This window comes from Mucilaginibacter agri, assembly GCF_009928685.1.
GTDB classification, from domain to species: Bacteria; Bacteroidota; Bacteroidia; order Sphingobacteriales; family Sphingobacteriaceae; genus Mucilaginibacter; species Mucilaginibacter agri.
On the sequence record NZ_WWEO01000043.1, the window covers coordinates 489,500 to 509,844 of the forward strand.

The following is a 20,345-nucleotide window of genomic DNA, read 5'->3' on the forward strand; positions in this document are numbered from 1 at the left end:
AGAGGTGAATATCCGGACGGTGATAAATCGTATTTTTACAGCTATCGCATCAAGTTACCGAGTTAAACAAATGTACGCCCACACCAAACACGAAATAGTTGCCTGCGAACGCTGCCGTTCGCCGTTTGAGTGCAAGGCCAACTCGTTTACCAAATGCCAGTGTATGACTGTGCAGCTCAACATCAACGAAACCCAATACATCAGCGAGCAATACGACGGCTGCCTTTGCGCCGCATGCCTCACAGAGCTGAGGGATGAGTATAGAGCTGAGATTAATGAGTGAGTGATAAAAGGAGTGAATGATAGAATAAGTTAAGTTTTATCATCTCCTGTCTGTCGTTGTTCCAATAAGACACAAAGTATTGTGTCTGTAGGTATTTGTCTTGATTCCTGATTCTCGATTCTCGATTCTTGCTTCTCTTTACCCCTTCACATACACCTCTCCCTTATACGGATGTATGGTAGAGTAAAAAGTGTAACCTGCTACGTGCATCAGGTAATAGGTCATGATGTCGCACCAGCAAATCTCGTCCTCAAATTCGGGCACTCTAGGGAAGGAGCCTTCTTGCCGGCTTTCGTCTTTGTTGTATTTGTACTCGCCGCCATGTTGTACAATCCAGTCTTTGAACCGCTCGAACTCGTCAGGTGCCGAGAACACGATCTTGAAAAAGGTTTCCTCTTTAACAGACTTCAGATCGTCGTTAATGTAATGGTGAAACTTGTGCCTGTGGCGAATAATCTTTGCGGTGAACATGACTTGCTGCGGTAAATGTTTAAGCCTAACAAAAAAGGGTAGGTAGGGTTTGCGTAGCAGTGGCTGTCGAGATATTATTTACTTATTCAAAACTCTCTCCTTACTCATTAATATATTTTCACCGACAATCGCCCACCATACACCCAATCAACTAACGAATCGCCGAACCAATTAACCCGCTTCATGAAATCGTTTACCGATAAAATGCCCCCGCTTACCTAAAACAACTGTGTTGAAAATGCCCTTTGAAGCACCTTTGTAAGGTAATCAACATACAATATCATGAAAACGCTACTCATCAACTTTGTTATTTATTTTATAGAACGTGCCGAAATTTTAATGCACGTATTTCGCGAGCTAACAAACTAATTGGCAGGGCGATGCGATATTCGTCGATACAATAGCATTATTTGTCTATACTCTATTGACCGTCCCAGATTATAAATGCAATTTTATAACAGTAATCGCAAAAACGCCTCCAATTACGTTACAATTGCCGCTATGAGAAACCTTACATATCTGTTAATATTGGTGCTGTTTTTGGCAGCTTGCAGAAAAGGGGATGTAAAACCTCTGGCAGTTGCATGCGCCGATACCCTGCAGCATGATATTGTAAGCGTAAGCGGCCCAACTAAAACCACTGTAAATAAAGAAACCACGTTCGACATTAGCTGGAAGGCCATTAACGGCTGCGATCAGTTTGTGAACCTTACGCAAGATTCGGCTGAGAACCTGATTTATATAAAAGCATTTGCATCGCACGATAGTTGCAGCGTTTGCGAAACACCTGCTAGTACTTATAAAACGGCTTCCTATAAATTTAAGGCCACTAAAGCCGGTACTTATTACCTTAAGTTTTACAAAAGCGGTAGCGATAGCCTCACTATCATCACCGATACGCTGCTGGTAGAATAGTCAGGCATCGTTATTGCACAGTATCCCTAAACAAAAGAATTTGTTATGAAAAAGGGAGATGCCGTACACTGGAGCTGGGGCAAAGGCGAAGCCAAAGGTAAAATCGAAAAGAAAATTGAACACCCGGTTACCGAGCACATTAAAGGCGCTACGGTAAAACGAAACGCATCTAAAGATGAGCCTGCCTACGAACTGAAAACCGATAAGGGCCAAAAGGTGCTGAAATCGGAAAGTGAGTTGAAGAAGGCCAAGAAATAGAGGCCTCACCTAAATCCTCTCCAGAGGAGAGGACTTTTTTGCCCGCTCTTTACTGGAGAGGGTCGGATGAGGCTTTTCCCAACTTCACCGCTTTTTATCTGCCATTCGCCGAAAAAGTGTATCGTTTTTTGCCAATGAAAAGCGATATTTAAACTATGGCAAAAACCCCTATTATCACGGTTAAAAACCTGGTAAAGCAGTATGACGACTTTACCGCGGTTAAAGACATTAGCTTTGAGGTTTTCGAAGGCGAGATCTTCGGCCTCCTCGGGCCTAACGGCGCCGGCAAAACCACCACTTTAGAGATCATCGAAACCCTACGCGACAAAACATCGGGCGAGGTTACTGTTGATGGTTTTAATGTGGATACAGATGCCGGTAGTATTAAAAAACGCATCGGTGTGCAATTACAGGCAGCCGGTTATTATCCCAACCTTAACCTTACTGAACTTATTGATCTTTTTTCAGGTCTGTATGGTATAAAGGTTAGTCCGGCAGAAATGTTGGAGAAGGTTAACCTTACCGACAAGGCCAAGGCTAAATACAAAGACTTATCGGGTGGACAAAAACAGCGCTTCTCTATAGCCACCACCTTGATTAATAATCCACGTGTAGTTTTCCTCGATGAACCGACCACCGGCCTCGACCCGCAGGCGCGTCGTAACCTGTGGGATCTGATCCGCGAAATACAGAAAGCCGGTACAACGGTTGTGATCACCACCCATTATATGGACGAAGCCGAAGTGTTATGCGATCGCGTAGCTTTTGTCGACGGCGGACACATCATCGGCATAGACACTCCCGATCATTTTATCGACACCCTGGTTGCATCAGGCTTTGAGCGCAAGAAAACCGTAAAGCAAGCCAACCTGGAAGATGTATTTATCAATTTGACAGGTAAGGAGTGGAGAGAGGGGTAACCCCTCCCGGCCTCCCCGAAGGGGAGGAGTAAATAATCACAATCAATAGTTAAACAATCACAATATTTAAAACTCCCTCTCCCCAGGAGAGGGTTGGGGTGAGGCTAACCTAAAGAACCAATGATCAATAAATACAGCAATTTTAACGCAACAATGGCTATTGCAAAAGCCAGTTTGCTATCCATATTACGCAGCCCCTCGGCGGTTGTGTTCAGTCTGCTTTTTCCGTTAATATTTATTACCGTGTTTGCCAACATTGGCGGCGGCGGTGTTACGGTAGATGTTGGCGTAGCTAAAGGCAGTGATACGTTGAACCCCATTTACCAGGCTTTGAAAAAAGTAAGCGTAGTAAACCTGGTTACTAAGCAAGCTGCTGTAGAGATGCAGAAGAACCTCGAAAAAGGCTCGCTGGATGCCATGATCGATATTCGCAAAAATATGGGTAAACCAGTATTTACAGTTAACGTAAAATATACCCGTGCTTCGGCAGAAAAAGGCAATATTCTCAAATCATTGCTGCAAAGCATTTTTTACCAGGTTAATACCGGGGGCAGTAATGCACCGCCGCCCGTTGCCGAACTGAAACAAGCAACCGTAAGCGGTAGGGCATACAAATACATCGACTTTATTTTGCCAGGCCAGTTAGGCTTCTCGTTGTTAAGCACTGGGGTGTTCGGTACAGCCTTCGTATTCCTGAGCCTGCGCCAAACACTGGTGATCAAACGCTTTTTCGCAACCCCGGTTAAACGCTACAGCATTGTATTGGGCGAAATGATAGCCCGTGTGGTATTTGCCATGGCGGGCGCTATATTTATTATCTGCGTTGGTCATTTCGCTTTTGGCTTTACGCTGATACACGGCTGGGTAACGGTTGTTAATATGCTAATACTCTCGCTGGTGGGGCTTGTTATATTTATGGGCTTTGGTTTCACGGTGTCGGGCATTGCTAAGAATGAGAGTTCGATACCGCCATTATCCAACATTATTACCCTGCCGCAATTTTTATTGTCGGGCACATTCTTTTCAACCAGCGCATTCCCTAAATGGTTGCAGCCAGTAAGTAATGCCTTGCCCTTAACGCACCTAAATAATGCCATGCGCCAGGTTGCGTTTGAAGGGGCCGGCCTGGGCGATGTTACTCACCAACTGTTAATACTATTGGTATGGGGCGTTGGTATTTATGCTGTAGCCATTAAAACCTTTAAGTGGGAAGCTTAATGAGTATTTTCTAATTGTAACACTATTGTTATCTTTGCGGCCAATTTTAACACTAAGTTAACATTGGCCGCAAATGTTTAATATCCGTTTATATCTTACTATTGCTCTCTTTGCCATTACGGGCAGTTGTTTTGCGCAATCAAACAAAACCGGCACCTGGGGTTTGGCTACGCTGGTGTTGCCCGGTAGTACAGAACACCGTTGGGGAGGCTACGCCGAGTTGCAAGGCCGTACAGATGAAACATTGTTTCGTAACTTCTTTTATTATGAGGTGAAAGGTGGCGTAAGCTATAACTTCGATAATAATTCTTATGCATTGATCGGCACGGGGCATTATACAACTTATGACTACCTCGATCTGGATAAAGGTCCGCTTGTAAAAGAGAATCGCTTGTGGGAGCAATTTACATCGGTAGAGTTTGTTGGCCGGGTAAAGCTGGAGCACCGCTACCGGGTAGAGCAACGCTGGCTCAACAGCGACGCGGGAAATACCTACCGTAACCGTTTTCGCTATCGCTTAAACGCTTTGGTACCTATCAATCATACTAAGTTTGTTCCCAATACTGTGTTCTTATCGGTTTTTGATGAGATCTTCTTCAATAATAAAACACCGAACTTTGAACGAAACCGTGTTTGTGCGCTCTTAGGCTATCAGTTTACTAAAGCTTTAAACTTACAGGCAGGCTGGATCAATCAGTTTAATAATTTGCCGGCTTCAAGCAATGATAAAAACAATATGATGGTAATGGTGATGTACAATATTCAGCGTAAGAAGAGCAGTTCGGGTATTTTACCTACCACCAAAGATTAAATTAAGGTTACGTAAACCGAATTTTACTTACGCTGTTTTAACTTAACCTAATTTTAACCTTTCTTTTTTAGGTTTTTGATTTATCTTAGCACGCGAAATATTGTATTGTATACACTTACCATAAAAAAGTAATAAAAATGAGCTTGATCATTGATGTCCATGCCCGCCAGATTCTGGATTCTCGCGGTAACCCCACAATTGAAGTTGAAGTATTAACCGAAAACGGCGCCCTTGGCCGTGCAGCAGTACCTTCTGGTGCTTCAACGGGTGTACATGAGGCAGTTGAGCTGCGCGATAACGACAAAGCTGTTTACATGGGTAAAGGCGTTTTAAAAGCCGTTGCTAATGTAAACGACATTATAGCAAAAGAACTACAAGGTATCGATGTGTTTGAACAAAACGCTATTGACAAGATCATGATTGATCTTGATGGTACCGAAAACAAAGGTAAATTAGGTGCTAACGCTATCTTGGGTGTTTCTTTAGCGGTTGCTAAAGCTGCTGCACAAGAAAGCCGTCAGCCTTTATACCGTTACATTGGTGGTGTAAATGCTAACACTTTACCAATCCCGATGATGAACATCGTTAACGGTGGTTCACACTCTGATGCGCCTATCGCATTCCAGGAGTTTATGATTATGCCGATTGGCGCACCTTCATTCTCTGAGGCTTTAAGATGGGGTACTGAAGTATTCCACAACCTGAAAAAGATTTTACACGACAGAGGTTTATCTACAGCAGTGGGCGACGAAGGTGGTTTCGCTCCAACTTTCGAAGGTACTGAAGATGGTGTTGAAACCATTTTACAAGCAATTGAAAAAGCTGGTTACAAACCAGGTGAAGATATCTATTTAGCGTTTGACTGTGCTGCCTCTGAGTTTTACAAAGACGGTAAATACGACTATACTAAATTTGAAGGCGAAAAAGGTGCTATCCGCACCAGCGAAGAGCAAGCTGATTACCTGGCTTCATTAGCTGCTAAATACCCAATCGTTTCTATCGAAGACGGTATGGCTGAAGACGACTGGGCTGGCTGGAAATTATTGACCGAAAAAATTGGCGATAAAGTACAATTAGTAGGCGACGATTTGTTTGTAACTAACGTTAAACGTTTACAAAGAGGTATCGACGAAGATACTGCTAACTCTATCCTGGTTAAAGTAAATCAAATCGGTTCGTTAACTGAAACCATCAACGCGGTAACTTTAGCACAAACTAACGGTTATACTTCTGTAATGAGCCACCGTTCTGGCGAAACTGAGGATGCTACAATTGCAGACTTAGCTGTTGCTCTGAACTGCGGTCAGATCAAAACCGGTTCTGCATCACGTTCAGACAGGATCGCTAAATACAACCAGTTATTACGTATCGAAGAAGAATTGGGCGAGAACGCAAAATTCATCGGTAAAAACTTCAAATTCTTGAAGAAGAAATAATTTGAGTTGAAGATGGGTTGACCGGTTGGTTAAGTTGATCGGTTAACTTTCGAGATATGAAAGAAAAGCTGGCTTATGTCGGCTTTTCTTATTTTCGCGATATGGAATCAAATTACCCGAAGTGGTTTAAGCGAGAAATTCAAGTTTGGCAAAAACAAGGAGAAGAACTCGTAGATGAAATATTAATACCGGAAATAGATGTTTCAATTCTACAGCAATACTATAGCGCCGATGGGGACGATCCTATTATTGATTTAATATTAATTGATGAAGACGATGTGGAGTTCTTTAATTATATCTTGGAGACTGAAGTTGAGTTTGATTTCGATAGATATGAATATTGGTTATCTGCCTACACAACAGATCCAAGCGAATCAAAAAAAGATGGTGGTTTTATGGGACTATATCCAGCCCCTAAATTTTTGCCGGGGTTTCCAGATGCGAAACGTTTAAAACCAAAATTATCCGAATAAAGGAACGATTGATAGCTTTCAAAATATCGAAGCCCTCCCTAAATCCAATCTGTAAAATATTATTAGATCGCAATAAAATTTGATTCAAACTAATGCACTGTTACACCCACCCCAATCAGCAGGCGAATGCTATTTGTAAAAACTGCAATAAAGGCGTTTGCCCGCTTTGCGCCATCGAACTGGAGGACGGCATAGCCTGTTCTGAACATTGTGCCGAAAAAGTAAAAATGATTAACGGCATGATCAATAGAAATCAAAGTATACAAGGAAAGACCAAAGGCGCTTATTACCGCGCCGCGTTTATTTACGGGGCGCTGGGTTGCCTTTTCTTCGCAACCGCTTTTATGTATTCCGATCTGAAATTTTACGGTTTCGCTGCCGGGTCAATTTTTATTATCGGGGCCGTTTTAACTATCATAAGCGGCCGCAAGATGAGTCGGTCGAATTAATAAGCAATTTGTTTTAAAAAGAAAGAGCCCCCTGATATTATCAGAGAGCTCTTTCTTTTTTCATATTATGCCTAATTATTTGTTAATAATGTACTCACATCCCAATACCCGGTTGTACCCTGGGTGGTGGCGTTGTTATAAATCACCTGATTGTCTGCATTATAAACAGTGATATTTATTTTTTGCGAATGGTCTACAGCAGTGATATAAGCTTGTAAGGTATAACCGGTTTGGTAAGTAAATTCTGCCTTGGCAGATGTACCTGTTACGTCAAACGCACGGTATTGGTCGGGCATGCCATAGCCAACTTTGCAATTGTCGCAGGTTACCTGGATGTAGCCTGTACGTTTAACATTGTCAGTAGTATCATCGTTAGTGTGGTTTTTGCTGCATCCAGCAGCTGCTATAATAAGTGGGATAAATAGAAATGCTAGTTTTTTCATAAATGGATCGTCTAAAATTTTATTTTAAATAGATGCCAAATACAATACAACAATAACACCGACACGCTGCCATACACCTCATAGGAGTGAATATGTACTTGGTACACTAAGTGTGGGTTAAATAAATTGCCTCTTCGGAAATAACGGGCATTTGTTGAGAAATGAAGCCTGGGCATAAATGATTGCAAAAGGACATAGAATACCGCCTTTCTTTTGTGACATGCTACTTGCAAACTAATGTGTACCTTTGTATTATAATCTGGCATCTGATTTAAAAACATACTCCCCATTTAGCCAGATGCTTACATTATCAAACAATACATGTTATTTCAAGATTTAAATTTAATTGAGCCCATCCTCAAGGCCTTAAAAACCGAGGGATATACTACACCCACTCCCATACAGCAACAATCAATTCCTATTATATTACAGCGTAAGGATTTGTTAGGTTGTGCGCAAACCGGCACCGGTAAAACTGCGGCATTCTCTATTCCTATTCTGCAAATTCTGCACGAAGAACGTACGCAACATAAAGAGCCTAAGGCAATTAAGGCGCTTATACTTACCCCAACCCGCGAGTTGGCTATCCAAATCGGCGAGAGCATTGCTGCTTACGGTCGCCACACCGGTTTAAAGCATCTGGTGATATTTGGTGGTGTTTCTCAAAATCCGCAGGTTGATGCGTTGCGTCGCGGCGTTGATATTTTAGTGGCTACACCTGGTCGTTTATTAGACTTAATGAACCAGCGTTATGTACATCTCGACCATGTCAAACTATTGGTATTGGACGAGGCCGATCGTATGCTCGATATGGGTTTTGTGCACGATGTTAAGAAGATCATTGCTAAGGTGCCATCTAAAAGGCAAACGCTTTTCTTCTCGGCTACCATGCCTAAAGAAATCCAAACCCTCGCTGATACCATTTTAAATAAGCCAGAGAAAGTAGAAGTTACCCCGGTATCTTCTACTGCTGATACCATTAACCAGTCGATATTCTTTGTAGATAAAGGTGATAAGCGTTCGTTGCTTTCGCACATTTTAAAGGATAAAGAGATTAAACGGGTGTTGGTATTTACCCGCACTAAGCATGGTGCCGATAAGGTTGTGAAAGACCTCAATCGTACAGGTGTTACTGCCGAGGCCATTCATGGTAATAAATCACAAAATGCCCGTCAGCGTGCATTAACAAACTTTAAAAACAGTGCTACCCGTGTACTGGTGGCTACTGATATTGCCGCTCGTGGTATTGATGTTGATGATCTTACACACGTTATCCAATACGAACTACCTGAAGTGCCCGAAACCTATGTACACCGTATTGGCCGTACCGGTAGGGCAGGTGCTAATGGTATCGCTTTCTCTTTTTGCGATGAAGAAGAAAAAGATCTGTTAAAGGATATTCATAAAACTATTGGGAAAACTATCCCTGTTGACGAAACGCATCCTTACCCACTTAAAGGCGGCACGCTGCAAGATCGTATCCGCCAGGATTTGAAAAAGAACCCAACTCATCAAAAGCCTTCGTCGAGCGAACGCAATCGCAATCGTGGCAGAAGGCCTTCGGGTGGTGGTGGCGGCCGTTCATCGGGTGCTAACCGCAATGCAAATGCTGGTGGAAACCGCACAGGTGGCGGCGAACGTAATAGTGGCGGAAGAAGATAATTTAATTACCTTTGAAGCCCCCATTAATTACAATAGTAATTGATGGGGGCTTTGTTATTTTAAGGCAACATATTCTCTGTAAATCTGTTGCACGAGTTAAATATATTTCACTATTTTTATGAAGAAAATTCAACCACTTGATATGCAGCGTCTTCTTGATCTTTTGCGTAACAAATACTTCCTGGTAACACTGGCATTTGTGGTATGGATGATTTTCTTCGATAAAAACGACCTGTACTCGCAATACCAATACCACCAACAGGTAAGCAAACTAAAACAGGAAAGCGAGTTCTACCAAAAAGAAACTGCCAAGGTATCCAAAGACCTTGACGAGCTTACCTCCGACAAAGCCAAACTCGAAAAATTCGCCCGCGAAAAATACCTTATGAAAAAAGATAACGAGGATATTTTTGTGGTAGTGAAAGAGAAGAAAGAAGAGTAGTTATTAGAAGCAAGAATCGAGAATCAGGAATCAAGACAGATCTTCTTTTTTATCTGGGTCATTCTCAAGATACTTGGTACATTTATTTCCGAATCCACTACTATCGTAACGTAACCGTCTTAGGGCAGCATTGGTAATGTTGCGGGTGGCAGAGGTATTGCTAAAGCACTGAAAGTTGATAGCAACAGAATCCGGCTGCGACTTTTCTTTTTTGGTACTTTTTTCTTTTGAGAGAAAAGAAAAAAGTACTTCCACTGACGATGAATAATACCCACACCCGTTCCTAATGAAAAACGGACTCTGAGTTAGCACTTCATCACTACCACCTTATATATCCCCTTCCCGTTTCCTCAAAAACCACTCCGTACTCAATAACGCCAGAATCAGCACAAATACCCACTTAATATCAATAAGCTCATTGTAGCGCTTGTCTTCATTAACCAGCGTTTTGATATTGTCGTTCTGGCGAATCATTGCAGCTAGTTTATTGATTTCCGCAGGCAATACTATCTGCCCGCCCGATTGCTTGCTGATGTTTCTTAACAACTGGTGGTTAGCTGTGCTCTGACGGGCTTCCAGGTCGATAGATTTTACGTTCAGCTGCCCGTTAGCCGAAAGCTTTTGCTTACCTATTTGTGTACCGGCGATATAAGTATATTCGCCGGGAGCTAATATGCCGGCATCAAGCTGGTAGCTTTGTCCTGCGCGACTAAATTGATAGCTGTAGCTTTTGCCTTTCGCATCTTTAAGGTCAAGCTTAACATCAGGCGTATTGGTTAGCGCCAGAGCTTCGTTGTACAACTCGGCATTGATGATCACGTGTTCACTTTCATCAAACACATTTTTGGCAGTATAAACTCTGAAGCGCTGCCTGTTGGCATTGGCGGTAAGGTACTGTATGCTTTGCGAGATCAGTTCGTCTAAAGCGCTGTGCGTGCCATAAGTTTGATACTCCGCAAGCTGCCAGCGCCACAGGCCCTCGCCAGCAAGTACAGCAGTGCGGCGACTATGGTCGTCTTCAAAAGCCCAGAGCGGGTATTGGGTGGCAATGCTGCCTATCTTCTGTTTAAATAAAATATTGACTGTAGAGCCCGCAGTGTAACTGCCATAAGGTGCCAGTAACGGCGGCAGCTGCTGCAATTTGGTAAGTGTAGAATCACTCAAGGTAAAGCTGTTAAAATCGGCTTGAGGCTGCGCAAAGGCTTCCTGCACATCTTGCCGGCTGGAGCTGATCTTAATCAGTTTCTGCTGCAGGTCGAAGTCTGCAGGATTGGTCTGCGCTCCAGCCATATACCATACAGGCACGGGGCTGTTCGCCAAATACTTTTGCAAAGGCATATAAGCAGAGGCCTGCAGTTGATGAAGTATCAGCAGGTTATAATCGCTCAATTTAACCTTCGATAAGTCGGCGGCATCTATAACCTTTAACTCGTAATTACGGTTGTTCTCTATTGCTTGTTTCAGCGTGCCAATGTCGGGGTGGGGGCTGTTATATATCAGCAATATCTTTTGGCGGGCGTCCAGAATATGTATATAAACGGTTTCGGTATTGTTTTGAACCGATGCCTCATTTTTAACCGGGGTGATACTGAATGTAAACTTATGCAGCCCTTTTTTGTCTGCATTTAATTTAAGCAAAATGGTTTTTTGCCAGTTGTTAGCATCAATAGGCTCGTTCTTATTCAATACAGACCGGCCATCTTCGGTAACGTTGAGCTGTATAGTTTCTCCATTGCTCAAATACGCGCCGGCTTGCACTTCGATCTCAAAATCATTACCCAATAGGGCAGTTTTATTATAATTGATGTTGTTGATCAACAGGTCGCGCCTAATGGTGGTATCGCCCAGGGCTACGGTGTAGATACTTGCTTTGAGGTTACGCGCTTCATACTGCGGATCGCTTCCCTGGTTATAAAGACCATCTGTAGCTAATATTACGGCACCGATATTCTGATTTACAAATTGCTCATTAAGCTGATGTAAGGCAGATGATATATCAGTTTGCTTGTTGCTAAAGTTGTTTGCAAGGCCTTGTTGAAGGTCTTTCCCGAAATGCACTTCACGAACGTCGTACTTGTCGCCAAGCGTTTGCTTTAACTTACCCAGGTCGTTCGTAACTTGTTTTAAGTCGGTTCCCTTGGGATTAAATTTTTCAATAGACGATGAGTTATCCTGCGCAATTAACACCAGCGGTTTTTGCGGCTGATAGGTAACTGTTTTAATGAGGGGGGATAATAACAGAAAGGCAATAATAGCTACAGCTGCGGCCCTTATAGTAGCCAGTGCATAACCTAGCTTGTTATTAAAATTGGTAGGTTGTTTATAAAGTACCCAGGCATATAAAATGCCTAACAGCAAGCATGGTATAACCCACCAGCCCGAAACGGTACCCCATGTAATAGCAAATAAAAACAGCATATCTGTATTTCAAATATGCTGTTTTTATTTTTTAAAAAGAATGTATGTTAACCGCTAAACAATTTTAATGCGGATAGGGCCGTGGATATTATTGATATCAACAGGCTCATTACCTTGTGTGATGGTAACTTTACCTTGCTGCTGTAAATCAATGGCTATCTCTCTTACATCATCCATGTGTTTGCGCCAATTAGGCGCGAACAATGCTCGGGCTACGTCAGAGGGGCAAATAGATTTGTCAATCCCGCGTTCGGTTGCCATGCTAATGATTGTTTTAGAGATCGACGCTTTGTCCATGCTGAAAACTTGTAACAGGCAACTGAAAACGTATTAAAGCATACCGCCATCAACTGCCAATACCTGGCCGGTAATGTAGCTTGCCATATCAGATGCCAAAAATACACAGGTATCAGCAACTTCGGTAGTTTCGCCACCACGTTTAAGCGGGATGCCGGCTGTCCAGCCTTCAACTACTTTAGGATCTAATACGTCGGTCATTTCGGTGCGGACAAAGCCCGGTGCAACAACGTTGGTACGGATGTTACGTGAGCCAAGCTCTTGTGCAATAGATTTAGAGAAACCGATAATACCAGCTTTAGAAGCTGCATAATTTGCCTGGCCAGCATTACCTTGTACGCCAACTACAGAGCTGATGTTGATAAAAGCACCTGCACGGTTTTTCATCATAATTTTAGACGCTGCTTTGGTAACGTTGAAAACAGATTTCAGGTTAACGTTCATCACGTCGTCCCAGTTTTCTTCGGTCATACGCATCAGTAAACCATCTTTGGTAATACCTGCGTTGTTAACAACAATATTAAGGGTGCCAAATTCGGCAACAATATCAGAGATAAGTTTTTCGGCTTCGTCAAATTTCGAAGCGTCAGAGCGGTAACCTTTTACTTTGGTTCCGTAAGCTTGTAACTCTTTTTCTAAAGCCTCGCCTTTTTCAATAGACGATAAGTAGGTGAATGCCACATTGGCGCCATGCTCGGCAAATTTCTGAGCAATCATGCGGCCAATACCTTTTGAAGCGCCGGTAACCAATGCGGTTTTTCCTTCTAACAGTTTCATAATTTCAAAAATGATTTCGGGCGGTGAAGATAATGAATTTAACCCGGAACTGCGAAAGGTTGGTAATATGCCTCTAACATTGCCTAAGAGTTTGTGCCGGAGTATAAATCTTTCTTAAATACAATTTCCCGCTTTCGGTAACGTTAATGAAATTACTGCGTTGTGGAATCACAAGCACAGTAGTTAACCAAATTATTATCACAATTATCCACCTTGCATGATCCCTAAATGGTCTGTTCTAGTAAAAATTTTATTGATCAGCTGCTGTGTGAATTTTATTGGCTTTACAGCAAAAGCGCAGCACGATAGCCCAGCCAATACTATTGACAGTGTATCCGTAAACATGCGAACTCGGATGAATAATCAAGACAAGCCAAATTTTCCGGATAATAGCCACAGCCCACACAAAGCATGGGTGCGCTCTGCAATTCTACCTGGATTAGGGCAAGTGTATAACGGCCAATGGTGGAAAGTGCCTTTTATTTATACTGGTTTCGGGCTATTGATTAAATCTATGGTAGATAATCGCAATAATTATCATTTGTATTATAACGAAGCGGAAGCCCGCTTAAATGGAACGACACGAAACCCTAAGTTCAAGGGGTTTTCCGGTGGCTATAATGATTTTATAAATGCCGCCAACAACGCAGATCGCAATTTCCAGATAAGCGTACTAGGCTTTGTGGCCGTATGGGGAATTAACTGTGTTGATGCTTATATAAGCGCAAAATTTATTCATTCATACTCGGTTGATAATAACCTAAGTTTTAAAGTTTCCCCATCTACGATAACTCAACCGGCCTATGCAGTCAACAATAGCAGCCCGATTGCACCGGGTTTAAAATTGAGCCTAACGCTGTAGCAATCCTTGTTTTTATTTCGCCTACTCTTGCATCCCTCACTCATGCTGTTATATTTGTATAACCGACATTTATAAAACATGCTTATGAGGATCAAATTAGTACTATCGTGTGCGTTACTTTTAACGGCCGTGTTAAAAGGCTATTGTCAAAATACCGATTATCAGCCAACTGCCGCAAATCTTGCTGCACGGCAAAGTTTTACCAATGATAAATATGGTTTATTTATTCACTGGGGGCCGTTCAGTATTCCGGGAGATGGCGAGTGGGTAATGGAAACGCGCGGTATCACCGTTAAAAATTATACCCGGCTCGAGAAGTTTTTTAACCCTGTTGATTTTGATGCGGCCAAATGGGTAAGCATGGCCAAACAGGGTGGCATGAAATACATTACCCTCATTACCCGCCACCACGATGGCTTTAGTATGTGGGATACCAAATACAGCGACTTTAACATCATGAACACGCCATATAAAAAGGATATTGTGAAAATGATGGCCGACGAATGCCATAGGCAAGGCATTAAGCTGGTGCTGTATTATTCGCTTTTAGACTGGCGCCGCGATGATTATCAATATTGGACAGGTCGTACAGGTCAGAAGTCGGGCCGTACGGTGCATGGCAACTGGAGCGACTATATTCAGTTTATGAAAAATCAGCTTACCGAACTGCTCACCAATTATGGCGAAATAGGCGGAATTTGGTTTGATGGCTATTGGGATCAAATGCCCGAAGAAAGTAAAACCCGTAAAGACAGCGATGTAAAGGTTGACTGGCATACCCGCGAGATTTACGACCTGATCCATAAACTGCAACCGCAATGCCTTGTTGGTAACAACCACCACATGACCCCATTGCCTGGCGAGGATTTCCAGATGTTTGAACAGGACGTTCCGGGCGAAAATACAGGTGGATTGAGTTTTCAAAAAATCTCTAACCTGCCGCTCGAAACCTGCGCTACCATGAACAACAGTTGGGGTTTTAACCTGGTTGATACCACTTACAAAACACCGAAGCAATTGATCGGCTTGTTGGTAAAGTCGGCCGGCAACGGCGGTAACCTGCTGCTTAACATCGGCCCAATGCCTAACGGCGAAGTTCAGCCAGAATTTATCGATCGTATAAACTGGATGGGCAACTGGCTTAAAACTTATGGCGCGAGTATTTATAACACTAAAGGAGGTTACCTTCGTCCGCAAAAATGGGGTGCTATTACCCAAAACGGCAACAACGTATACATTCACCCGCTTGCCCCAACCAGCAGTACCGTTACGCTGGAGCAAGTGCCTTATAAAAAGATAACCAAAGCTTACCTGTTAAAAACCAACGAACCGGTTAAGTTTACACTGAAAAATAACGTATTAACGCTGGATGTAAACCAGCCCGAAGCCAACGATCCGGATAAAGTGGTAGTGTTGGAGACAAAGTAGAATTTTAAATAATTTTTGTCATTTCGAACGATAGGAGAAATCTTCTGCACCTATTCAGTGTAGAAGATTTCTCATTTTACGCCTATTAGAGATACCAGTGAGGCTAAAAAGAGTTCTGTCTCGATTCTTGTCTCCCGACTCTTGATTCTCTTCCCCCATTTATTAAACTACTTTAATTTTATTCCCGGCAGGGTTCCCGTCTTTTGTTATACACTAAAAAAGTAATTTTATGATAACATCAGTTGAGGAAATGATCGAGAAATATGTATCATCATGGAACGAGCAGGGGCTCGAACAATACAAGGCCGCATTTGCTACCTGCTGGGCGGAAGATGCCACCTATACCGACCCTGATTACGATTTGAAAGGCGTTAACGCTATTGCCGAACTGGCGCAATTCTCATTAGAGAGAATCCCTTCACGCACATTCTCTGTGCTTACCAAGCCGGAGTATCATCATCATGTTGGGCGTTATAACTGGCAGGTACATTTACCCGAGGGGACCAAAGACGGATTTGATTACTTTGAGTTTAACGACGATTTTAAAATAACCCGAATTGTAAGCTTTTTTTAAGATCAATATGTACCAGCGCATCCTCTCCAATTTTGCCATGCACGTCCATTTAACGGTTGCCGAAGCTGAATATGTAACAGCCCGGCTGCAAAAGAAGCAGGTTAAAAAAGGGGAGGTGCTGCTAAACGCAGGCGAAATTTGCCGCAATATTTACTTTATTGATAGCGGCTGCCTCCGCATGTATTACACCGATACAGACGCAGAAGACCATAACATTTTATTTTGTCCCGAAAATTGGTGGTCGGTTGATATTGCCAGTTTTTCGGGGCAAAGGCCTGCGTTCTACAACATAAGTGCCCTGGAAGATACCTCCGTATTTTATCTCAGTTTTGCCACGCTCGAACAACTATATGTCGATGTGCCTAAGATGGAACGCTTCTTCCGGATACTTACGCAAAATGGGTTCAATTTGTATCAGCAGCGTATTACGTCTAACCTTTCCCAATCGGCCGAAGAGCGTTACGAGCTGTTTCAAAAGCAATACCCGAAGTTAGAGCAACGAATAGCGCAAAAACAGATCGCCTCTTACCTGGGCATTACGCCAGTGTTTTTAAGCATGATACGGGGGCGAAACGGATAATATATAAATTCGGAGGTTTTTGCTATTTTGACGGCATTCTAAAGCCTACGCTATGCATAACTTCGAAGAATCGTTTATAAACCTTGTTTTCATTGGTATAATTGCTTTGTTCCCGGTGGTTAATCCCATTGGTTCGGCATTTATTTTAACACCTTTCTTTGAGAACTTAAGCAAGGCCGATAAACGGAAGGCGGTGGCCAAGATTACTTTTTACGCGTTCTGCGTTTGCACGGTATCGCTGTTTGCAGGGCATTGGATCCTTCTACTTTTCGGGATCTCTATACCCATTGTACAATTAGCGGGTGGTGTAATGATCTGTAAAATAGGCTGGGACTTTCTTTCATCAGACCAAAAGCCTGATCCCGACCCTGAAATGGCCGATCCCGATGTGGAGGTCTCGGCTTACAAACATATCGCTAATAAGCTGTTTTATCCGATTACTTTTCCAACGACTACCGGGGCGGGAACAATATCCGTACTATTTACCTTGAGTGCGCATAAAGCCGAAGTAGGTAGTTCCGAGTATTTTATTAATATGGGTGCTATTCTGATTTCTATCGTGGTGATGTGCATCATGATCTACGTGTTTTACCTCAATACCAAAACCATATTGCGTTTCCTAGGCCCGGATGGCGAAAATATTGTAAACCGCATCTCGGCCTTCATTATTTTTTGTGTTGGGTTGCAAATTGGCTACACAGGCTTAAAAGTGCTTTTTAAGCTCTGATAATCCCGCTAGGTGCCCAACAACGTTGCATTTCAAAATATGCAACCATAATTAAGGTCGAAGATATTTCTTTACGTTTTTATCTTCTTTTTCTTTACTCCATGTAATTGGCCGACGCATTTGTAATGTGCCGCCAAAAATGTTGGAATAAAAATACCTTGAAGATGAAAATTAAATTAACACTGATCTTATTCGTTTTATTATTTGCGGGTGCCAAATCGTTTGCACAACAGGTAAGGTTAAATGCTTACGGAGTTTATGCATTTGAAGATAATGTAGACTCGTACTACGATGCTAATAACTATTACAACGGCAAAATAAACGGCAGTTTTATGTGGGGAGCCGGTGCCGAGTACATGGCGCTGCCGCATACCGGTGTAGAGTTACTTTATATGCGACAGGATACCAAAGCGCCGTTGACTTATTATTACCGGGGCGCGCAATTTGCCAATTTTGATCTTGCGAACAATTTTATCATGATTGGAGCTAATCAATATTTCAGAAAACCCGGTGGCATTGTCGAGGGCTTTGCAGGGGCTTCTGTAGGTGCCGACGTTATCAGCATAAAAAATCCGAATACCAACTATAGTGATACACCAACAAAATTTGCTTTCGGGCTTAAAGCCGGAGCAAACTTTTGGATTAGTCCGGTGGTGGGTATTAAGTTACAGGCCCAATTACTGTCTGCGGTGCAATCTGTAGGTGGTGCAGCTTACTTCGGCACGGGCGGCGCCGGTGTTGGCGTGGGTACTGCATCATCTATGCTCCAATTTGGACTAGGCGGCGGGCTTGTGTTTAATTTGAATGCTAAGTAATATACAGTTAGCATTGAACTCGCTTTGATGAGGTGTGCGGCTTAGGCGGAAATACTATCACTAATAATTGCACACAGATAATAGCTACAGTTTATTATACGATCATATTTTGTGTGTTATTAATTCGCTTGCAGTAGGTACTTTTAATAAGAAGTTTAACGCGTTAAACCAGAGCTTATGAGCGATGCGCAGCCCCCACCGTCAGCAGAACAAACTTATACCACCGGGACACCAAATTCAAACCAGATATTTATCAGGGGCGCGGGTAATACAGATCAGCCCACAAGCCTGGTTAATGATACCTTGGGATTTAAGCCCTATGTAGAGGCGGTATTTTCCTATCTCAAAAACCCGCTTACAAAGCCGCCGTTTACGCTATCCATAGAGGGCGACTGGGGCTCGGGCAAGTCTTCATTTATGTTTCAGCTGGAGGAAAGCCTGCACGCTGCTAAGATGCGCACCATAAAGTTTAATGCCTGGCGACATGATAAGGTAGAGTCAATGTGGGCTGCTTTTGCGCTGCATTTTATTAAAGAACTAACAGGTAAGCTGCCGTGGTATCAGCGCGTGTGGGTGCATTTTAGGCTGCGTTACAGACGGTTTGATCTCGCTAAAGGCTGGTTTTCGGTAGTGAAGAATGTCGTTTTATTCGCATTTTTTTGCTGGTTAATTGTGTTGGTTCGCAAGCAGCTTCCTGCGCTCGAAAATTTGAGCTTTATTAAGGAAGACAAGATTAACCTGGCTGTAATCCTACCTTTATTTGGAAGCGCAGGAGTTTTTATTGGGCTGTTGTTCTTTCTGCATGAAATATCCGAAGTAACCGGCAATCCATTTAAAGCAGATCTGCAAAGATTTATTACTAAACCCAATTACGAAGGCAACGCAGCTTTTATAGAAGAGTTTCACCGCGATTTTGATGTTACCGTTAAACTTCTGGCAAGAGGTGAAGAAAAGATATTTGTTTTTGTTGACGACCTCGACCGTGCCGAAGTGCCCAAGGCTGCAGAATTAATGCAGGGCCTTAATATGATGATCTCCAATAATCCGCGCCTGATCTTCATCATCGGTATGGACCGCGAAAAGGTGGCCGCCGGAGTGGCCGCTAAGTATAAAGATCTGCTACCATTCTTGAACCCGGAGCAGGGCCCTCTTAATACGGTAGTAGGGTTAGAGCAGGCGAGGGCTTTTGGCTACACTTTTCTGGAAAAATTTATACAGCTTTCCTTTAAGATCCCTATACCCTCTAAAGATGCTACCGAAGATTTTATTCGCTCGTTAAGTGGCGCACAGGAGGTTTTGCAGCCTGCGGCCACCACCATTAGTTATCAGCCTGTACTTACTATAGCCGATGGGGAGGATACCCAACAGTTTCAGGAAGTGATTATGTTGCTGGCGCCGTTTTTTGATTATAACCCGCGGAAAATTAAACAGCTTATCAATGTGTTTCGATTAAAGGCACACATAGCCAATAGCACCGGTTTGTTTATTGATGATAACCCAGAAGTTGCACCCTTAAATATTCCGCGCCTCGGTAAGTTTATAGCGCTAACCTTAAAATGGCCGCAACTGGTAGACGATTTAGTGGCCTCACCTTTCCTGATCCGTGAGATTTTGAAGGAGAAGACAGGGCTGGATTCGCCGGTTAGTGGTTGGGAAAGCAACAAAGAGTTTATGCGCCTGCTTCAGCTTGGCCCGGATACGTATGGTAGCAATCGGGATTATAGCATCGAATATTTAGATGTTCTCCCATTAATCGAAACTTCGCCGTCTTATATACCTAATGCTGCTGGAGACCAAGACAGGACTGATGAGCGGGCTTTCGAATCGTATGACGGAGGGGATGGAAGTCGTCGTAACCCGCCCCCTCGACAAAATGTATCATCAAGTCCCAATTATTCTGAAAGTAGTTACGCTCCACCTCCTGTCGGTAGTAGTGCTCCCAGTCCCGATAATACTGACTATAGTAAAGTTAGGTCAACAGATATACCCAACGCACCACGCAACGCGCCACCCGCGCCATAGATGGTTAATCCTCTCAAAATCTTTACAATCCATTCACCAATTCTTCATGGTTTTTAGTTAATTT

At 43.0% G+C, this 20,345-nt stretch carries 23 protein-coding genes; 18 read left to right on the forward strand and 5 right to left on the reverse strand.

All coding sequences use genetic code 11. The features are described from left to right. The first annotated feature begins 70 nt into the window (after positions 1-70). Positions 71-283 (forward strand): cysteine-rich CWC family protein, encoded by a 213-nt coding sequence (locus GSY63_RS15085; RefSeq protein ID WP_166586641.1) that lies wholly within the window; start codon positions 71-73, stop codon positions 281-283. 138 nt (positions 284-421) lie between these two features. On the opposite strand, the gene GSY63_RS15090 is transcribed toward GSY63_RS15085, so the two are convergent. Continuing rightward, positions 422-754: a hypothetical protein gene (locus tag GSY63_RS15090; protein WP_166586642.1), complete on the reverse strand. Its 333-nt coding sequence runs from the start codon at positions 752-754 to the stop codon at positions 422-424. A gap of 501 nt (positions 755-1,255) precedes the next feature. Between GSY63_RS15090 and GSY63_RS15095 the strand changes: the two genes are divergently transcribed. From GSY63_RS15095 to GSY63_RS15130, 8 genes are all read left to right on the forward strand, one after another. Next, the gene (locus GSY63_RS15095; protein ID WP_166586643.1) at positions 1,256-1,669 is read left to right on the forward strand and encodes a putative periplasmic lipoprotein; all 414 of its coding nucleotides are present in this window, start codon (positions 1,256-1,258) and stop codon (positions 1,667-1,669) included. Between the two features lie 45 nt (positions 1,670-1,714). Then, on the forward strand, positions 1,715-1,927 hold the full coding sequence (locus GSY63_RS15100) for a hypervirulence associated TUDOR domain-containing protein (protein WP_166586644.1): 213 nt from the start codon (positions 1,715-1,717) through the stop codon (positions 1,925-1,927). A gap of 155 nt (positions 1,928-2,082) precedes the next feature. Next, positions 2,083-2,847, forward strand: a complete 765-nt coding sequence (locus GSY63_RS15105) for an ABC transporter ATP-binding protein (protein ID WP_166586645.1) — start codon at positions 2,083-2,085, stop codon at positions 2,845-2,847. Positions 2,848-2,967: 120 nt separating this feature from the next. After that, complete coding sequence (locus GSY63_RS15110) at positions 2,968-4,065, forward strand: ABC transporter permease (protein ID WP_166586646.1); 1,098 nt, start codon at positions 2,968-2,970, stop codon at positions 4,063-4,065. Positions 4,066-4,138: 73 nt separating this feature from the next. Continuing rightward, positions 4,139-4,876: a DUF2490 domain-containing protein gene (locus GSY63_RS15115; protein ID WP_166586647.1), complete on the forward strand. Its 738-nt coding sequence runs from the start codon at positions 4,139-4,141 to the stop codon at positions 4,874-4,876. A 137-nt stretch (positions 4,877-5,013) separates the two neighbouring features. Then, positions 5,014-6,312, forward strand: coding sequence for a phosphopyruvate hydratase (gene eno / locus GSY63_RS15120; protein ID WP_166586648.1), 1,299 nt, complete (start codon positions 5,014-5,016; stop codon positions 6,310-6,312). Between the two features lie 56 nt (positions 6,313-6,368). After that, a complete protein-coding gene (locus GSY63_RS15125) occupies positions 6,369-6,785 on the forward strand; it encodes a DUF7683 domain-containing protein (protein ID WP_166586649.1) in 417 nt (138 codons plus the stop codon). A 92-nt stretch (positions 6,786-6,877) separates the two neighbouring features. Beyond that, a complete protein-coding gene (locus GSY63_RS15130; protein ID WP_166586650.1) occupies positions 6,878-7,234 on the forward strand; it encodes a B-box zinc finger protein in 357 nt (118 codons plus the stop codon). Positions 7,235-7,305: 71 nt separating this feature from the next. On the opposite strand, the gene GSY63_RS15135 is transcribed toward GSY63_RS15130, so the two are convergent. Next, positions 7,306-7,677 carry a hypothetical protein gene (locus GSY63_RS15135; protein ID WP_166586651.1) on the reverse strand — a complete coding sequence of 124 codons (372 nt, stop codon included), beginning with the start codon at positions 7,675-7,677 and terminating at the stop codon, positions 7,306-7,308. Between the two features lie 321 nt (positions 7,678-7,998). Here GSY63_RS15135 and GSY63_RS15140 point away from each other — a divergent pair, with 321 nt between their 5' ends. After that, complete coding sequence (locus tag GSY63_RS15140; protein WP_166586652.1) at positions 7,999-9,339, forward strand: DEAD/DEAH box helicase; 1,341 nt, start codon at positions 7,999-8,001, stop codon at positions 9,337-9,339. Positions 9,340-9,457: 118 nt separating this feature from the next. Then, on the forward strand, positions 9,458-9,781 hold the full coding sequence (locus tag GSY63_RS15145; RefSeq protein WP_243749239.1) for an FtsB family cell division protein: 324 nt from the start codon (positions 9,458-9,460) through the stop codon (positions 9,779-9,781). 327 nt (positions 9,782-10,108) lie between these two features. Here GSY63_RS15145 and GSY63_RS15150 read toward each other — a convergent pair whose 3' ends face one another. The 3 genes from GSY63_RS15150 to fabG are packed head-to-tail and all read right to left on the reverse strand — an operon-like array spanning position 10,109 to position 13,273. Beyond that, positions 10,109-12,199, reverse strand: a complete 2,091-nt coding sequence (locus GSY63_RS15150; protein WP_166586653.1) for a vWA domain-containing protein — start codon at positions 12,197-12,199, stop codon at positions 10,109-10,111. Between the two features lie 54 nt (positions 12,200-12,253). Then, positions 12,254-12,496, reverse strand: coding sequence for a DUF3253 domain-containing protein (locus GSY63_RS15155; RefSeq protein WP_166586654.1), 243 nt, complete (start codon positions 12,494-12,496; stop codon positions 12,254-12,256). A 33-nt stretch (positions 12,497-12,529) separates the two neighbouring features. Next, positions 12,530-13,273, reverse strand: a complete 744-nt coding sequence (fabG, locus tag GSY63_RS15160) for a 3-oxoacyl-[acyl-carrier-protein] reductase (protein ID WP_166586655.1) — start codon at positions 13,271-13,273, stop codon at positions 12,530-12,532. Between the two features lie 268 nt (positions 13,274-13,541). Between fabG and GSY63_RS15165 the strand changes: the two genes are divergently transcribed. The 7 genes from GSY63_RS15165 to GSY63_RS15195 all read left to right on the forward strand — a co-directional run bounded on the left by GSY63_RS15165 (position 13,542) and on the right by GSY63_RS15195 (position 20,281). After that, positions 13,542-14,135: a DUF5683 domain-containing protein gene (locus GSY63_RS15165; RefSeq protein WP_166586656.1), complete on the forward strand. Its 594-nt coding sequence runs from the start codon at positions 13,542-13,544 to the stop codon at positions 14,133-14,135. Positions 14,136-14,219: 84 nt separating this feature from the next. Beyond that, positions 14,220-15,563, forward strand: coding sequence for an alpha-L-fucosidase (locus GSY63_RS15170; RefSeq protein ID WP_166586657.1), 1,344 nt, complete (start codon positions 14,220-14,222; stop codon positions 15,561-15,563). A 229-nt stretch (positions 15,564-15,792) separates the two neighbouring features. Continuing rightward, complete coding sequence (locus GSY63_RS15175) at positions 15,793-16,137, forward strand: nuclear transport factor 2 family protein (RefSeq protein ID WP_166586658.1); 345 nt, start codon at positions 15,793-15,795, stop codon at positions 16,135-16,137. A gap of 7 nt (positions 16,138-16,144) precedes the next feature. Then, positions 16,145-16,717: a Crp/Fnr family transcriptional regulator gene (locus GSY63_RS15180; RefSeq protein WP_166586659.1), complete on the forward strand. Its 573-nt coding sequence runs from the start codon at positions 16,145-16,147 to the stop codon at positions 16,715-16,717. Positions 16,718-16,769: 52 nt separating this feature from the next. Further along, positions 16,770-17,444: a MarC family protein gene (locus GSY63_RS15185; protein WP_166586660.1), complete on the forward strand. Its 675-nt coding sequence runs from the start codon at positions 16,770-16,772 to the stop codon at positions 17,442-17,444. A 164-nt stretch (positions 17,445-17,608) separates the two neighbouring features. Continuing rightward, positions 17,609-18,259 carry a porin family protein gene (locus GSY63_RS15190; protein ID WP_166586661.1) on the forward strand — a complete coding sequence of 217 codons (651 nt, stop codon included), beginning with the start codon at positions 17,609-17,611 and terminating at the stop codon, positions 18,257-18,259. Positions 18,260-18,436: 177 nt separating this feature from the next. Next, positions 18,437-20,281 (forward strand): KAP family P-loop NTPase fold protein, encoded by a 1,845-nt coding sequence (locus tag GSY63_RS15195; protein ID WP_166586662.1) that lies wholly within the window; start codon positions 18,437-18,439, stop codon positions 20,279-20,281. Positions 20,282-20,345: the final 64 nt, after the last annotated feature.

Excerpts from the sequence above, each read along its gene's own strand:
- GSY63_RS15085 (WP_166586641.1), top strand. The coding sequence starts at position 71 with ATGTACGCCCACACCAAACACGAAATAGTTGCCTGCGAACGCTGCCGT.
- GSY63_RS15195 (WP_166586662.1), top strand. The coding sequence starts at position 18,437 with ATGAGCGATGCGCAGCCCCCACCGTCAGCAGAACAAACTTATACCACC.
- GSY63_RS15145 (WP_243749239.1), top strand. The coding sequence starts at position 9,458 with ATGAAGAAAATTCAACCACTTGATATGCAGCGTCTTCTTGATCTTTTG.
- GSY63_RS15110 (WP_166586646.1), top strand. The coding sequence starts at position 2,968 with ATGATCAATAAATACAGCAATTTTAACGCAACAATGGCTATTGCAAAA.
- GSY63_RS15125 (WP_166586649.1), top strand. The coding sequence starts at position 6,369 with ATGAAAGAAAAGCTGGCTTATGTCGGCTTTTCTTATTTTCGCGATATG.
- GSY63_RS15175 (WP_166586658.1), top strand. The coding sequence starts at position 15,793 with ATGATAACATCAGTTGAGGAAATGATCGAGAAATATGTATCATCATGG.
- GSY63_RS15100 (WP_166586644.1), top strand. The coding sequence starts at position 1,715 with ATGAAAAAGGGAGATGCCGTACACTGGAGCTGGGGCAAAGGCGAAGCC.
- GSY63_RS15130 (WP_166586650.1), top strand. The coding sequence starts at position 6,878 with ATGCACTGTTACACCCACCCCAATCAGCAGGCGAATGCTATTTGTAAA.
- eno (WP_166586648.1), top strand. The coding sequence starts at position 5,014 with ATGAGCTTGATCATTGATGTCCATGCCCGCCAGATTCTGGATTCTCGC.
- GSY63_RS15090 (WP_166586642.1), bottom strand. The coding sequence starts at position 754 with ATGTTCACCGCAAAGATTATTCGCCACAGGCACAAGTTTCACCATTAC.
- GSY63_RS15115 (WP_166586647.1), top strand. The coding sequence starts at position 4,139 with ATGTTTAATATCCGTTTATATCTTACTATTGCTCTCTTTGCCATTACG.
- GSY63_RS15095 (WP_166586643.1), top strand. The coding sequence starts at position 1,256 with ATGAGAAACCTTACATATCTGTTAATATTGGTGCTGTTTTTGGCAGCT.
- fabG (WP_166586655.1), bottom strand. The coding sequence starts at position 13,273 with ATGAAACTGTTAGAAGGAAAAACCGCATTGGTTACCGGCGCTTCAAAA.
- GSY63_RS15185 (WP_166586660.1), top strand. The coding sequence starts at position 16,770 with ATGCATAACTTCGAAGAATCGTTTATAAACCTTGTTTTCATTGGTATA.
- GSY63_RS15150 (WP_166586653.1), bottom strand. The coding sequence starts at position 12,199 with ATGCTGTTTTTATTTGCTATTACATGGGGTACCGTTTCGGGCTGGTGG.
- GSY63_RS15105 (WP_166586645.1), top strand. The coding sequence starts at position 2,083 with ATGGCAAAAACCCCTATTATCACGGTTAAAAACCTGGTAAAGCAGTAT.
- GSY63_RS15180 (WP_166586659.1), top strand. The coding sequence starts at position 16,145 with ATGTACCAGCGCATCCTCTCCAATTTTGCCATGCACGTCCATTTAACG.
- GSY63_RS15155 (WP_166586654.1), bottom strand. The coding sequence starts at position 12,496 with ATGGACAAAGCGTCGATCTCTAAAACAATCATTAGCATGGCAACCGAA.
- GSY63_RS15190 (WP_166586661.1), top strand. The coding sequence starts at position 17,609 with ATGAAAATTAAATTAACACTGATCTTATTCGTTTTATTATTTGCGGGT.
- GSY63_RS15170 (WP_166586657.1), top strand. The coding sequence starts at position 14,220 with ATGAGGATCAAATTAGTACTATCGTGTGCGTTACTTTTAACGGCCGTG.
- GSY63_RS15135 (WP_166586651.1), bottom strand. The coding sequence starts at position 7,677 with ATGAAAAAACTAGCATTTCTATTTATCCCACTTATTATAGCAGCTGCT.
- GSY63_RS15140 (WP_166586652.1), top strand. The coding sequence starts at position 7,999 with ATGTTATTTCAAGATTTAAATTTAATTGAGCCCATCCTCAAGGCCTTA.